The organism is Deinococcus radiotolerans (assembly GCF_014647435.1).
Taxonomy (GTDB): domain Bacteria; phylum Deinococcota; class Deinococci; order Deinococcales; family Deinococcaceae; genus Deinococcus; species Deinococcus radiotolerans.
On the sequence record NZ_BMPE01000006.1, the window covers coordinates 70,079 to 83,985 of the forward strand.

Sequence of the window (13,907 nt, forward strand, 5' to 3'; positions counted from 1 at the left end):
GGTGCCGGCGCCCCGCAAGATCATTCACGTGGACATGGACGCCTTCTACGCGTCGGTGGAGCAGCGGGATGACGCGCGGCTGCGGGGGCGGCCCGTGGCGGTCGCGTGGGGTGGGCGGCGCTCGGTGGTCCTGACCGCGAGTTACGAGGCGCGGCCCTTCGGGGTGCGGTCGGCGATGCCGCTGTACCGAGCGCTGGAGCGCTGCCCGGAGCTGGTGGCGGTGGAGCCGAGGTTCGAGGCGTACCGCGAGGTGAGTGCGCAGATCCGCGCAGTGTTCGCCGCGTTCACGCCGCTGGTGGAGCCGCTGTCGCTGGACGAGGCGTACCTGGACGTCACGGCGCCCCTGATGGGTGGGCCGAGTGCGACGCGGATTGCGCAGGCGATCCGGCGGCAGATCCGCGAGGGGACGGGCCTGACGGCGGGCGTGAGCGTGAACAAGTTCCTGGCGAAACTCGCGAGCGGCTTGCACAAGCCTGATGGGCTGACCGTGATCCTGCCGGATCAGGTGGACGCGCTGCTGGCGGGGTTGAAGGTGGGGGACTTTCACGGGATTGGCCCGGCGACCGCGGCGAAACTGGCCGGGATGGGCATCCGCACGGGCGCGGACCTGCGCGCCGCCGACCCGGCAGGCCTGACGGCACGCTTCGGGGTGCATGGCGCGCACTTCTCGCGGATCGCGCGGGGCCTGGACGACCGCCCGGTCGAGCCGGACCGCCCGCACCGCAGCGTGGGCACCGAGGAGACCTACGGGCATGACCTGCGCGGCGTGGACGCGGTGGCGGCCCGGCTGCCCGTGCTGGCGCAGGGGGTGGAACGCCGCCTGGAACGGGCCGGCCTGGCCGCGCGGACGGTGGTGCTGAAACTGAAGTTCGACGACCGCAGCGTCATCACGCGCCGGGTCACCCTCCCGCTGCCTGTTCATACCGCGCAGGAGCTGGCCCGCGCCGCTGCGCGCCTCCTGACGCCGGAGCTGCTCGCGGGCCGGGGCGTGCGGCTGGCGGGCATCACGGCGGCTGGACTGGTCCCAGCGGGGCAGGTGCCCACGCAACCGCTGCTGCTGGGCGGGTAGGGCACAGGGGGTAGAGTCGGGCGGTGACTCTGCCTCTGCGCGCCGTGATTTTCGACCTGGACGACACGCTGTTCGACGATACGGGCTGCACGTACGCGGGCCTGCGTGCCCTGGCGGCGCAGTCTGGCCTGAGCGTTTCGCCCGCTGAGCTGTTCGCGCGGCACGCGGCGCACATCCGCGCCATCGACCCGCTGCTGTTCCGGGGCGAGCTGACCGCACACGGCGCGCGGGTGCTGCGCTTCACGCGCCTCCTGACCGAGCTGGGCGTGCCCGATCCGGACGGCGAGGCGGCGACCGTCACGTACCGGGAGGCGTACCGCGCCGCCTGGGCGCCCCTGCCCGGCGCGGCGGACGTGCTGCGGGACCTGCGCGCCGCCGGGCTGCGACTGGCCGTCCTGACGAACTACGTGCGCGAGGTGCAGGCCCTGAAACTCGCGCACTTCGGTCTGGACACCTTGGTGGACGCGGTGCTGTGCGTCGAGGAGGTCCCGGCGGCGAAACCCGACCCGCGCGCCTACCACGCCGCCTGCGCCGCGCTGGCCGTCACTCCACAGGAGGCCGTGATGGTGGGGGACTCCTGGGAGAAGGACGTGCAGGGCGCCCGCCGGGCCGGACTGCGGGCGGTGTGGGTGAACCGCGCAGGGACGACCGGGCCCGACCCGGCCGTGCCGGTCGCATCGCGGCTGGCCGACCTGCCCGCCGCGCTGGGCGTACCGGTCCTTACTCGCGGGTGATGACGTACACGTCCACGTTGCGCGTCTGCCGCAGCACCGAGCGGATAATGTCCCCCCGCAGGAATTCCTCCCAGCGGGAGCGGCTGCTCTCGCCCAGCACGACCTGCGTGGCATGCGCGGCCTGCACGTGCCGGATCAGGGTGGCCGCCACGCCGCCCGCCGGGTCAAGCACGATGAATTCCCCGCCCAGCGCGACCGTGACCGCGCGGAAGGTGTCGAGCAGCCGCGCACGCTCGGCACTGATCCGCTCGGACCGTACGGTCACGACCTGAAGGTCGGCATGCAGGCGCTGCGCGAGCTGCCCGCCGCGGCGGATCAGACGCGCGCCGGTCTCCTCGGCGGCCACAGCGACCACCACGCGCTCCTGCACGCCCAGGCCTGCCGCCAGACCGGCCGCGCCCTGCTCGACGACGTGCGCCACCTGCCGCAGCGCCAGTTCCCGCAGCGCCGTCAGGTTCGGCAGCGTGAAGAAGTTCGTCAGGGCGTGCTCGGCCCGCTCCGCGCCGTACACCGCGCCGGACCGCACCCGCTCGCGCAGGTCGGCAGGTGTCAGGTCCACGAGCACCAGTTCGTCCGCGCCGCGCAGCACGGCGTCCGGGATGCGCTCGCGGACGCGCACGCCGGTCAGGCGCGCCACCGTGTCGTGCAGGGACTCCAGGTGCTGCACGTTCACGGTGGACAGCACGTTCACGCCTGCGTCTAGCAGCGCCTCGACGTCCATCCAGCGCTTCTCCCGCGCGCTGCCCGGCGCGTTCGAATGCGCCAGTTCATCCACGAGCACCACGTCCGGACGGCGCGCGATCAGGCCCGCCACGTCCAGTTCACCCAGCGTCACGCCGCCCCGCACGACCTCCAGCCGCGGGAAGACCGGCAGGCCCGCCGCGGCCGCCTGCGTGAACGCCCGCCCGTGCGTTTCCAGCACGCCGATCAGGGCGTCCTCGCCGCGCTCCAGGCGGTCGCGCAGTTCACTGAGCGCGCGGGTGGTCTTCCCGACCCCCGCCGCCATGCCCACGAACACCCGGTGCCGACCCCGCGCCGGGCGGGCGGCGCCGGGCATCGCCAGCCGCTCGGGTTCAGGCGGCGTGACGACTCACCGTCCCAGCCGGTCCAGGGCGAGGTTCAGTTCCAGCACGTTCACGCCGGGTTGCCCCAGGCCCAGCACGCCCCGCTCGGTGTGATCCCGCACCAGCGATTGCACCTGCGCGTCCGTCAGGCCGCGCGCGCGCGCCACCCGCGCCACCTGCACCGCTGCCCCCGCCGGAGACACGTGCGGGTCGAGGCCACTGCCGCTCGCGGTGAGCAGATCCACCGGAATCTGCGTGACGGGGATGTTCTCCCGCGCCGCAATGGCCTGCGCCTGGGCCTGCACGCGCTCCCGCAGTGCCGGGTTGCTCACGGCGAGATTGCTGCCCGACGCGTTCACCGGGTCGTACCCGCTCCCGGCGGCGCTGGGCCGCCCGATGAAGTACCGGTCCCCCGTGAAGGGCTGCCCGATCAGCGCCGAGCCGACCACCCGGCCCCGGTCGCGGATCAGGGAACCGGTCGCCTGCGCGGGAAACAACGCGCCGCCCAGCGCGGTCGTCACCGCCGGGTACGCGAGGCCGCCCAGCACCAGCCACAGCGCCGAGAAGCGCAGCCAAGCGCTCCACCCCGGCTGAGGCGCGTCAGAAAAGTCGGGTTCAGAAAGGACAGGGGAGGGCATGTCGTTCAGGGTCATGATGAAACCTCTTGGGTGAGGCGAGTTGGGGGAGCGGTCCCCCAGACCTCGCCGGGAAGGTGTGGTGTCCTAGTCCGGAGTCCGTCTGTTCCTAATCGCAGCCGCTCGGGTTGAAGGGGTTCCTCCCCCCTCAACCGGAGTCGTTAAGCGCCAACCAGTCCGAGCAGCACGTCGATGAGCTTGATGCCCACGAACGGCACGAGCACGCCGCCCAGCCCGTAGATCAGCAGGTTGCGGGCCAGCAGAGCGTCGGCACTGCCGGGCGAGTAACGCACGCCGCGCAGCGCCACCGGAATCAGGGCCGGGATGACCAGCGCGTTGAAGATCACGGCGGACAGGATCGCGCTCTGCGGGCTGCGCAGGTCCATCACGTTCAGCGGGGCCAGCGCGGGAATCTGCGTGGCGAACAGCGCGGGGAGGATCGCGAAGTACTTGGCGACGTCGTTCGCGATCGAGAAGGTCGTCAGTGCGCCGCGCGTCATCAGCAGGCCCTTGCCGATCTCCACGACCTCGATCAGCTTGGTGGGGTCGGAGTCCAGGTCGATCATGTTCGCTGCTTCCTTGGCCGCCTGCGTGCCGCTCTGCATGGCGAGGCCCACGTCTGCCTGCGCCAGGGCGGGGGCGTCGTTCGTGCCGTCGCCCATCATGGCGACCAGCTTCCCACCGCGCTGCTCCTCGCGGATCATGGCGAGCTTGTCCTCGGGCGTCGCCTCGGCCAGGAAGCCGTCCACGCCGGCCTCGCGGGCGATCGCCTCGGCGGTCAGGGGGTTGTCCCCGGTGATCATCACGGTGCGCAGCCCCATGCGGCGCAGCTGCTCGAAGCGTTCCCGCATGCCGGGCTTCACCACGTCCGACAGGGCCACCACGCCCAGAACGCGTTCGTCCCGGAGCACCACGAGGGGCGTGCCGCCCGCGCGGGCCACCTCATCCACCAGCGGGGACAGTTCGGTGGGGACGTTGCCGCCCCGCTCGCGGGCCAGGCGGGTGATGCGGTCGGCGGCGCCCTTGCGGATGCTCACGCCGCCCGCGTCCACGCCGCTCATGCGGGTCTGCGCGGTGAACTCGATGAACGCCGCGTCCGCCGGGGTGGCGGGCGTCACGCCCTGCGTGCGGGCCAGCGTCACGATGCTCTTGCCTTCCGGGGTGGGGTCCGCCGCCGAGGCCAGCGCCGCCGCGCCCGCCAGTTCCTCGCCGCTCACGCCGGGCAGCGGCAGGAAGCGCGTCGCCTGACGGTCCCCGACGGTGATCGTGCCGGTCTTGTCGAGCAGCAGGATGTCCACGTCCCCGGCCACCTCGACCGCCTTACCGCTCTTGGCGATCACGTTCGCCTGCAAGGCCCGGTCCATGCCCGCGATGCCGATGGCGGGCAGCAGACCGCCGATCGTCGTGGGAATCAGGCACACGAGCAGCGCTGCGAGCGTCACCACGTCCACTGTCGCCCCCGCGAAGCGCGACAGGGGCAGCAGGGTCGCCACGACGATCAGGAACACCAGCGTCAGTGCGGCTAGCAGGATCGACAGGGCCAGTTCGTTCGGGGTCTTCTGGCGGCTGGCGCCCTCGACGAGCGCGATCATGCGGTCGAGGAAGCTCTCGCCGGGCTGCGACGTCACCCGCACCACGATCCGGTCGGACAGCACGCGCGTCCCGCCCGTCACGCCGCTGTGGTCGGTGCCCGCCTCGCGGATCACCGGGGCGCTCTCACCCGTGATGGCACTCTCGTCCACCGCCGCCAGCCCCTCGACGACCTCGCCGTCGCCGGGGATCATCTCGCCCGCCTGCACCACGATCACGTCCCCGCGCCGCAGCCCCGTGCTGGGGATGACCTCCTCGCGGCCGTCCAGCACCCGGCGGGCCGGGGTGTCCTCGCGCGCCGAACGGAGTGTGGCCGCCTGCGCCTTCCCGCGCGCCTCGGCCAGCCCCTCGGCGAAGTTCGCGAACACCACCGTGAACAGCAGCCAGACCGTCACGCCCGCCGGGTAGCCCCACGCCTGCCCACTCGCGGCGGCCTGCACGGTCAGCAGCAGCGTCAGCACGCCGCCCAGCAGCACCACGAACATCACCGGGCTGCGCACCATGAAGCGCGGATCGAGTTTCACGAAGGCGGCCCTCAGCGCGGCGCGCATCAGCGCCGGGGCGAACACGCCCCCCTTCGGGGTTTTCTGCGGCACAGCGGTCATTTCGTCACGTCCTTCACGAGGGTCAGGGGGGCCGGACTCCACTGCGGGCCAGTCAGGGACAGCACCTGACCGTCCCTCCGCTCCGTCCGTCCCGTCGGTTGCTGCTTGCTCCGCTCGGGGTCACATCCGGGACGTGACCCGCAAAGGGTCATCTGTTCCGCCACCGGGCCCAGCACCAGCGCCGGGGCGAAGTTCAGGAGCTGCAGCAGCAGCATCACGCTCAGGAGCATCCCGGCGAACACCGGCGTGTCCACCCGTAGCGTCCCGCTGCCTTCAGGCGCGGCGCGTTTGGCGGCCAGCAGGCCCGCGATCGCCAGCGGCCCCACGATCGGCAGGAAACGGGCCAGCAGCAGCACCAGCGCGCAGCTGAGGTTCCACCAGGGCGTGTTGTCGCCCAGACCCTCGAAGCCGCTGCCGTTGTTCGCGAACGCCGAGTTGTACTCGTACAGCACCTGCGACAGCCCGTGGAAGCCGGGGTTTGAGTTGGCCGTGACCGCCGGATTCGCCAGGGCCAGCGCCGTGAAGCCCAGCACCAGCAGCGGCTGCAGCAGCAGGATCAGTGACGCCAGCTTGATCTCGGGCGCCTCGATCTTCCGGCCGAACAGTTCCGGCGTGCGGCCCACCATCAGGCCCGCCACGAACACCGTCAGGATCACGAACACCAGCATGTTGATCAGCCCGACGCCGATGCCTCCGTACACGTCGTTCAGGAACATGCCCAGCTGCGGCACCAGCCCGCCCAGCGGCGTGAACGAATCCAGCATGCCGTTCACGCTGCCGTTACTCGTCTGCGTGGTCAGCGCGGCCCACAGCGCCGTCGCGTCCGCACCCAGGCGCACCTCCTTGCCTTCCATGTTCGGGCCCAGCGCGGACAGACCGGCCAGGGCGGCGTTCGGCATCCGCTCGGCGAGCACCGCGCCCAGCATCAGCGCCGCCGACAGCGCGCTCATGACGCCCATCAGCACCAGCCCGAAGCGCGGGCGGCGCAGGAACCGGCCGGTCGCCACGACCAGCGCCAGCGGGAACAGGATGATGCTGACCGTCTCCAGCAGGTTCGACAGCGGCGTGGGGTTCTCCAGCGGCACCGTCGAGTTCGGCCCGTACCAGCCGCCCCCGTTCGTGCCCAGCTGCTTGATCGCCACCATCGGCGCGACCGGCCCCACCGGGATGGTCTGCGTGGTCACCGCCTGCCCCCCCACGGTCTGAGGCTGCACCAGCGTCGCCGTACGCGCGCCCGCGAAGGTGCTCGGCACGCCCTGCCACGTCAGCAGCAGCGCCAGCACCGCCGATGAGACCGTCAGCAGCGCCGCGCCGCGCGTCACGTCCAGAAAGTAGTTCCCCAGGTGCGCGTCTCCGCGCAGCCCGCGCAGCACCGCGAACAGCGCCGCGAACCCCACCGCCGGGGTGAAGATCTGCAGCGCCGTGATGCCCAGCATCTGCGACAGGTACGACAGGCCACTCTGGCCGCTGTAATGCTGCTGGTTCGTGTTCGTGATGAACGACGCCATCGTGTGCACCGCCGTGTCCCAGCGTAGATTGGCGATGCCGTCCGGGTTCAGCGGCAGGCCTCCCTGCAGCAGGTAGGTGGCCAGCGCCACCAGCCCCACGATCACGTTCGTGCCCAGCAGCGCCCCCACGTACGCGCGCCACGACATGCCCCGCGCGGCGTCCACGCCGCACGCGCGCAGCAGCCCCGCCGTCATCCGGGGCGCCGGGGCCTCCATCAGCCGGGCCATGAACAGCCCCAGGGGAAGGGCTAGCGCCAGCGCCAGCCCGTAGGTGAGCAGGATATCCATCAGAACCGTTCCGCCTTCACCAGGGCGTACAGCAGATACGCGCCCAGCGCCAGCACCAGAATGAGAAGCAGTGCGTTCATGCCGCCCAGCCTGCGCCGCCCCCCCACCCGGGCGGTATGCTCCGACCGGCCCACCCCCCTGGCCAGATGGCCAGTCCCCACGCCGCCCACCGCGCCCCTACGCTGAACGCCAGACGCCACATGACCACCCCAGCCACCCCTGACCCGGCCACCCCCACCACCCCGGAACGCAGCGAACGCCGCCTGCTGGCCGCCAGCGCGGGCCTGATCACCGCCATCGTCCTGACGGACATCCTCACCCCGGCGTCCCTGGTCATCGGCACCCTGGTCAGCGCCCCGCTGGCCCTGGCCGCGCTGGGCGCCACGCGGCGCGCCACCGTGAACCTCACCGCGCTGGCCGTCACCGGGAATGTCCTGGCGGGCCTCGTGAACGCCACGCGGGACGGCGCGACCCCCACCGACCTCGGCAACCGCGCCGTGAGCATCCTCGCCGCGCTGCTCGTGGGCGTCCTGAGCCTGCGCGCGCGTGAGGCCGCCACCCGCGCCGCCCGCCTGCACGAGGAGGAACGCCGCCTCCAGCGCGAACGCGCCCTGCGCGCCCTGATCGAGGCGGTCAGCGGTCCCCTCACCCAGGCGCAGTTCGTGACGCGCGCCGCTCACGCCCTCCAGGCCCTGACCGGCGCGGCCGCCGTCGAGATCGGCAGCGTTGACCGCGCCGTGCTGCGCGAACCCCACGCCTACACCGGCCCTGGCGAGGGCAGCCTGGGCCGCCGCCTGCCCCTGGACCTGCTGGCCCGCCCCGCCACCCGCGACCCAGGGCAGGAGAGACCTGATCAGGTGTGGGCGGTCGGCGGCGGCGACACCTTTGTGGCCCGCCTCACCCGCCCCAGCGACCCGGAACTCCTGATCCTCCTCACCCGCCCCGCCGCCCCCCCCGACCAGCTCTCGGAAGCCGTGCAGACCCTCCAGCCACTGCTGGACCGCACCGCGCTGCTCGACGACCTGCACGCCCGGCAGGCCCAGCTCCAGGAACGCGGGGAGCTCCTCCAGGACCTCATCTACTCCTTCAGTCACGACCTGCGCACCCCGCTCATGGCGAACGCCGTGAACATGCGCTCGGCCCTGAAAGGCGCCTACGGTCCCCTCCCGGACGACTACGCCGCCACGCTCCGCAACGGCCTGGACGCCAACGCCGCCCTGCTCACCCTGGCCGATCAGCTGCTCCTGGTCGCCAAGTACGAGAGCGGCGAGGAGGACAGCGAACTCCAGAGCGTGCCGCTGCGGGACCTCGTCCTGAACGTCACCGAGCAGCTCCAGTCCACTGCCGCCGCGCGCGGCGTGACCATCGAACCCACCCTGGACGGCGCGCGCGTCCCCGGACGCAAACACGACCTGCGCCGCGCCGTGCAGAACCTCCTCGACAACGCCGTCCGCTACGCCCCGCCCGGCAGCGCCGTGCACGTCACCCTGGCCCGGGCGGACGGCGAGGCGATCCTCAGCATCCTCGACAGCGGCCCCGGCGTCAGCGCGCCGCGCGTCCCCACCCTCTTCCAGCGCTTCCGCTCCGGCGGCGCCGGCGGCGGCACCGGCCTGGGCCTGTACCTCACCCGCCGCATCGCCGAACGCCACGGCGGGACCGTCACGTACGCCCGCACCGCCCGCACCCAGAGCGTCTTCACCCTCACCCTGCCCCTGGAGGACGCATGACCGCATCCCCCCACCGGAACCCCGCGTGATCACCCACGTCCTGCTCGTCGAGGATCACGCCTTCACCCGCGACGGCCTGCGCGCCGCCATCAACCTCGAACTCGACCTGCGCGTCACCGCCGAGGCCCGCAGCGGCGAGGAGGCCCTGGACGTCCTGGCCCGCACCCAGACCGGGCCGCAACCCGTCCACGTCGCCGTGCTCGATATTGGCCTGCCCGGCATGGACGGCATCCAGACCGCCGCCGAGATCGGCCGCCGCTACCCGCAGGTCCGCATGGTGATGCTCACCGCGCACGACCTGCGCGACGAGGTGCTGGCCGCGCTGGCGTCCGGTGCGCACGCCTACTGTCTCAAGAGCGCCGACCCGGACCTGCTGCTGCTCGGCATCCGCGCCGCGGCATCCGGCAGCGCGTACCTCGATCCGCAGATCGCGCACCACGTGCTGGGCAGCATCCGTACGCCCCACGCGACCTCACCCCTCACCCCACGCGAGACCGAGGTGTTGCGCCTCATCGCCGACGGGCAGGGCAACCGCGACATTGCCGCCAGCCTGGGCATCAGCGTCAGCACCGTGAAACTCCACGTGCAGGAGATCCTCGTGAAACTCCACGCCGCCGACCGCACCCAGGCCGCCGTGCAGGCGCTCCGGCAGGGCCTGCTGTAGCCCTCTAGCGCCGCGCGATCACCAGCAGGCCCGACACGATCAGCCCCGCGCCCACCAGCATGCGCGGCGTGATGTGCTCCCGCAGCAACCACGCCGCCAGGATCATCGCCACGACCACGCTGCCCTTGTCGATCAGCGCGACCGTCGCCACGTCCCCCACCTTCAGCGCCTTGTAATAGAAGATCCATGACAGCGCCGTCGTCACGCCGGACGCGCCCAGCCACCACAGGTTCACGGCCCGCACGCCTGCCACGTCCCGCCAGGGCACGAACAGCGCCGCGAACAGCAGCACGAACACGAAGACGAACACCGTCCGGATCGTCAGGCCCAGCTCGCCGCTGATGCCGGCCAGACCCTGCTTCGCGATCACGGACGTGAACCCCGCGAAGAACATGGACAGCACCGCCCAGAAGATCCACTGAGGCATACCGGCAGTGTAGAGGCTCAGGAGCCGCAGGCGCGCCTCCCGGCGAGCGGCACAGGCCACAGAAGACGACGAAGCTGGCCCGGCAGAAGATGCCGGGCCAGCCCTGCGGGAGGCCTTACGCCGGGACGCTTTCCCCGGCGAGGTGCAGCCAGGTGCCCAGCACGCTGTCGGGGTTGAGGCTGACCGAGTCGATGCCCTGCTCCATGAGCCACTGGGCGAGGGCGGGGTGGTCGCTGGGGCCCTGACCGCAGATGCCGACGTACTTCCCGGCGCGCTTGGCCGCCTGGATGGCCTGACTCATCAGGGCCAGCACCGCCTCGTTCTGCTCGTCGAACAGGTCCGCCACGAGGCCCGAGTCGCGGTCCAGCGCCAGGGTCAGCTGCGTGAGGTCGTTGCTGCCGATGCTGAAGCCGTCGAAGTGTTCGAGGAACTGGTCGGCGAGGATGGCGTTGCTGGGAATCTCGCACATCATGATGATCTTCAGGCCGTTCTCTCCGCGCTTCAGACCGTTGCGCCCCAGGATCTCGATGATCTGCTTGGCCTCGCCGACGGTGCGGACGAAGGGGATCATAACCTGCACGTTCGTGAGACCCATGTCGTCCCGGACAGACTTGATCGCCTCGCACTCCAGGGCGAACGCGGCGGCGAAATCCGCGCTGCGGTAGCGGCTCGCACCCCGGAAGCCAATCATGGGGTTCTCCTCGGTGGGCTCGTAGGCCGGGCCGCCGATGAGGTGCGCGTACTCGTTGCTCTTGAAGTCGCTCAGGCGCACGATCACGGGTTTCGGGGCGAACGCGGCGGCGATGCTGGCGACGCCCTCGGCCAGCTTCTCGCGGAAGAAGTCACGAGGTGAGGCGTACCCAGCGGTGCGGTCCTCGATCTGCGCCCGCACGTCGTCGGGGACGTTCGGGTAGTCCAGCAGCGCGCGGGGGTGAATGCCGATCACGTTCGAGCAGATGAACTCCACGCGGGCCAGGCCCACGCCCTCGTGCGGCAGCGCCGCGAAGGAGAACGCGCGGTCGGGCGAGGCGACGTTCATCATGATCTTCATGCCGACCTCGGGCATGTTGCTCAGCTCGACGCGGTTCACGCGGAACGCGAGGCGGCCCTCGTACACGAAGCCGGTGTCGCCCTCGGCGCAGGACACCGTGACCTCCTGCCCGCTGCGCAGCTCACGGGTGGCGTTCCCGGTGCCGACCACGGCCGGAATGCCGAGTTCGCGGGCGATGATCGCCGCGTGGCAGGTGCGCCCACCGCGGTTCGTGACGATGGCCGAGGCGCGTTTCATGACGGGTTCCCAGTCCGGGTCGGTCATGTCCGCGACCAGCACGTCGCCGTCCTGCACGCTGTCCATCTGCGACACGTCCCGCACGACCCGCACGACGCCCGCCCCGATGCGGTTCCCGACCGCGCGGCCCTCCACGAGCACCGGGCCCTTCCCAGTCAGTTCGAAGCGTTCCAGGGTCTTGCCGGTGCGGCTCTGCACCGTCTCCGGGCGCGCCTGCAGGATGTAGATCAGGCCGTCGCGGCCGTCCTTGCCCCACTCGATGTCCATGGGGCGGCCGTAATGGTTCTCGATGGTCACGCACTGCCGCGCGAGCTCCGTGAGGTCCTCATCGGACAGGCTGAACGCCCGCTGCTGCTCGGTGGGCACGTCCACGGTCTGCACGCCGCCTTCCGGGGCGTACTCCATCCGCTTCTGCTTGCTGCCCAGCGTGCGGCGCAGGATCGCCTTGCGGCCCGCGTTCAGGGCGGGTTTGTACACGAAGAACTCGTCCGGGTTCACGGCTCCCTGCACGACCATCTCGCCCAGCCCGTACGAACTGGTCACGAGGACCGCGTCGCGGTACCCGCTCTCGGTATCCAGCGTGAACGCCACGCCGGACGCGCCCAGATCACTGCGGACCATGCGCTGCACGCCGGCCGACAGGGCCACCTCGCTGTGCGCGAAGCCGTGGTGCACGCGGTAGCTGATGGCGCGGTCGTTGTACAGACTGGCGAACACCAGCCGCACGTGATGCAGCACGCTGTCGATGCCGCGCACGTTCAGGAACGTCTCCTGCTGCCCGGCGAAGCTCGCCTCGGGCAGGTCCTCGGCGGTGGCGCTGGAGCGCACGGCCACGTCCGGCTCGGTACCGCCGGACTCGGCGGTCATCGCAGCGTACGCGTCGCGGATCGCCCCTTCCAGCGCAGCGGGGAGGGTGGCGGCCTCGACCTGCGCGCGGATCTCGCGGCCCGCCTGCGCCAGCGCCACGACGTCATTCACGTCCAGGGCGGTCAGGCGGGCATTGATGCTCTCCTCGATCTGGTTCTCCTGAAGGAACAGCCGGAAGGCGTCAGCGGTGGTGGCAAAACCCCCAGGCACGCGCACGCCGGCCCCCGAGAGGCCCTGGATGAGTTCACCCAGCGAGGCGTTCTTCCCACCGACGATCTCCACGTCGGTCATCCTTAGTGTATCGAAGACGCGAATCATATCCATTGGTTTTCACCGTTCCTGCGAAGATCCAGCGCACTGGAAAGGGGCGAATTAGTGTGTCCTGCTCCCCCCACCTTACCGGACGCCGCTCCCCCGCGCAGCCACCCACCGGGTAACACCCGGCCATACGTCCAGACAGCCCGAACCCGGCAGGACCCACCCGCCCCCGCATGTCACGCTGAACCCATGCCTGAACCCCGCACCGTCGTGATCGTCAGCGACCACACCGGCCTCACCGCCGAGAACATGGCCCGCGCCCTCCTCGCCCACTTCCCCAGCCAGCCTCTACGCTACCTGCGCCGTCCCTTCACCGCCGATCATCAGGCTGCCCGCGCCGTCTGCCGCGAAGTCACCGCCCTGCACGACCGCGGCGAACACCCCATCATCTTCACCACCGTCACCCAACCCGACGTCCTGCACGAACTCCAGACCGCACCTGCCGAGGTCTTCGACCTCCTCGGCCCAGGCCTGAGCACCCTGGAGACGCAGTTCGGCACACCCGCCGTCCGCCAGATCGGCCGGCACCACGACATGCACGACAGCGAAGCGTACCTCTCCCGCATGGACGCCCTCGACTTCGCGCTCGCCACCGACGACGGCATCGGCGACAAACAGTACGGCCTGAGCGACGTCATCCTGGTGGGCGTCTCCCGCGCCGGCAAGACCCCCACCAGCCTCTTCCTCGCCCTCCAGCACGGCGTCCGCGCCAGCAACTACCCCCTCGCCGAGGACGACTTCGACCGCACCGGCCTCCCCATCCCCCTCGAACCGCACCGACACAAACTCCACGGCCTCACCATCGACCCGCGCCGCCTCCACGCGATCCGCACCCAGCGCAAACCCGGCAGCCGCTACGCCAGCCTCGAACAGTGCGAACACGAGGTCCGCCGCGCCGAACGCCTCTTCCAGCGCGCGGGCATTCCAGTCCGCGACACCACCAGCGCCAGCGTCGAGGAGATCGCCGCCGCCATCCTCAGCGCCCTGCGCGCCAGTCAGTAAACCCAGCCAATAAACAACGCGGCCGGGGGTTCCGGCTGCACGCCCGGAACCCCCAGAGTCAGAGAAAACGCAAGAAGACGAAAGAGAAGACGCTGAAGAAGACGAAAGAGAAGACAAGCTG

At 71.2% G+C, this 13,907-nt stretch carries 12 protein-coding genes; 5 read left to right on the plus strand and 7 right to left on the minus strand.

The genetic code is table 11. From position 1 onward, the window contains the following. Position 1: 1 nt before the first annotated feature. Entirely contained in the window at positions 2–1,069 is a 1,068-nt protein-coding gene (gene dinB, locus IEY63_RS12000) for a DNA polymerase IV (RefSeq protein ID WP_229784677.1), read from the plus strand. Positions 1,070–1,092: 23 nt separating this feature from the next. Next, a complete protein-coding gene (locus tag IEY63_RS12005) occupies positions 1,093–1,803 on the plus strand; it encodes an HAD family hydrolase (RefSeq protein WP_189069254.1) in 711 nt (236 codons plus the stop codon). On the opposite strand, the gene IEY63_RS12010 is transcribed toward IEY63_RS12005, so the two are convergent. The 5 genes from IEY63_RS12010 to kdpF form a co-directional block, all read right to left on the minus strand. After that, positions 1,790–2,860, minus strand: coding sequence for a sensor histidine kinase KdpD (locus IEY63_RS12010; RefSeq protein WP_189069255.1), 1,071 nt, complete (start codon positions 2,858–2,860; stop codon positions 1,790–1,792). The genes IEY63_RS12005 and IEY63_RS12010 overlap by 14 nt on opposite strands. Before the next feature lie 33 nt (positions 2,861–2,893). Beyond that, positions 2,894–3,520: a potassium-transporting ATPase subunit KdpC gene (kdpC, locus tag IEY63_RS12015; RefSeq protein WP_229784678.1), complete on the minus strand. Its 627-nt coding sequence runs from the start codon at positions 3,518–3,520 to the stop codon at positions 2,894–2,896. Positions 3,521–3,663: 143 nt separating this feature from the next. Next, a complete protein-coding gene (gene kdpB / locus IEY63_RS12020; protein ID WP_189069256.1) occupies positions 3,664–5,697 on the minus strand; it encodes a potassium-transporting ATPase subunit KdpB in 2,034 nt (677 codons plus the stop codon). Beyond that, the gene (gene kdpA, locus IEY63_RS12025) at positions 5,694–7,493 is read right to left on the minus strand and encodes a potassium-transporting ATPase subunit KdpA (RefSeq protein WP_229784679.1); all 1,800 of its coding nucleotides are present in this window, start codon (positions 7,491–7,493) and stop codon (positions 5,694–5,696) included. Before kdpA ends, kdpB begins: the two co-directional genes overlap by 4 nt. Continuing rightward, positions 7,493–7,573 carry a K(+)-transporting ATPase subunit F gene (gene kdpF / locus IEY63_RS22610; protein ID WP_373290914.1) on the minus strand — a complete coding sequence of 27 codons (81 nt, stop codon included), beginning with the start codon at positions 7,571–7,573 and terminating at the stop codon, positions 7,493–7,495. The genes kdpA and kdpF overlap by 1 nt, the downstream gene beginning before the upstream one ends. 120 nt (positions 7,574–7,693) lie before the next feature. Between kdpF and IEY63_RS12035 the strand changes: the two genes are divergently transcribed. After that, complete coding sequence (locus tag IEY63_RS12035; RefSeq protein ID WP_189069258.1) at positions 7,694–9,220, plus strand: sensor histidine kinase; 1,527 nt, start codon at positions 7,694–7,696, stop codon at positions 9,218–9,220. Between the two features lie 25 nt (positions 9,221–9,245). Beyond that, positions 9,246–9,884, plus strand: a complete 639-nt coding sequence (locus tag IEY63_RS12040; RefSeq protein WP_229784680.1) for a response regulator — start codon at positions 9,246–9,248, stop codon at positions 9,882–9,884. A gap of 4 nt (positions 9,885–9,888) precedes the next feature. Here IEY63_RS12040 and IEY63_RS12045 read toward each other — a convergent pair whose 3' ends face one another. Then, positions 9,889–10,311, minus strand: a complete 423-nt coding sequence (locus IEY63_RS12045) for an EamA family transporter (protein WP_189069259.1) — start codon at positions 10,309–10,311, stop codon at positions 9,889–9,891. Between the two features lie 115 nt (positions 10,312–10,426). After that, entirely contained in the window at positions 10,427–12,790 is a 2,364-nt protein-coding gene (gene ppsA, locus IEY63_RS12050; protein WP_189069260.1) for a phosphoenolpyruvate synthase, read from the minus strand. A gap of 183 nt (positions 12,791–12,973) precedes the next feature. On the opposite strand from ppsA, the gene IEY63_RS12055 reads away from it, so the two are divergent. Further along, positions 12,974–13,786: a pyruvate, water dikinase regulatory protein gene (locus IEY63_RS12055; RefSeq protein ID WP_189069261.1), complete on the plus strand. Its 813-nt coding sequence runs from the start codon at positions 12,974–12,976 to the stop codon at positions 13,784–13,786. The last annotated feature ends 121 nt before the right edge of the window (positions 13,787–13,907 follow it).

Excerpts from the sequence above, each read along its gene's own strand:
- IEY63_RS12045 (WP_189069259.1), bottom strand. The coding sequence starts at position 10,311 with ATGCCTCAGTGGATCTTCTGGGCGGTGCTGTCCATGTTCTTCGCGGGG.
- kdpB (WP_189069256.1), bottom strand. The coding sequence starts at position 5,697 with ATGACCGCTGTGCCGCAGAAAACCCCGAAGGGGGGCGTGTTCGCCCCG.
- ppsA (WP_189069260.1), bottom strand. The coding sequence starts at position 12,790 with ATGGATATGATTCGCGTCTTCGATACACTAAGGATGACCGACGTGGAG.
- kdpA (WP_229784679.1), bottom strand. The coding sequence starts at position 7,493 with ATGGATATCCTGCTCACCTACGGGCTGGCGCTGGCGCTAGCCCTTCCC.
- IEY63_RS12055 (WP_189069261.1), top strand. The coding sequence starts at position 12,974 with ATGCCTGAACCCCGCACCGTCGTGATCGTCAGCGACCACACCGGCCTC.
- kdpF (WP_373290914.1), bottom strand. The coding sequence starts at position 7,573 with ATGAACGCACTGCTTCTCATTCTGGTGCTGGCGCTGGGCGCGTATCTG.
- kdpC (WP_229784678.1), bottom strand. The coding sequence starts at position 3,520 with ATGACCCTGAACGACATGCCCTCCCCTGTCCTTTCTGAACCCGACTTT.
- IEY63_RS12035 (WP_189069258.1), top strand. The coding sequence starts at position 7,694 with ATGACCACCCCAGCCACCCCTGACCCGGCCACCCCCACCACCCCGGAA.
- IEY63_RS12010 (WP_189069255.1), bottom strand. The coding sequence starts at position 2,860 with ATGCCCGGCGCCGCCCGCCCGGCGCGGGGTCGGCACCGGGTGTTCGTG.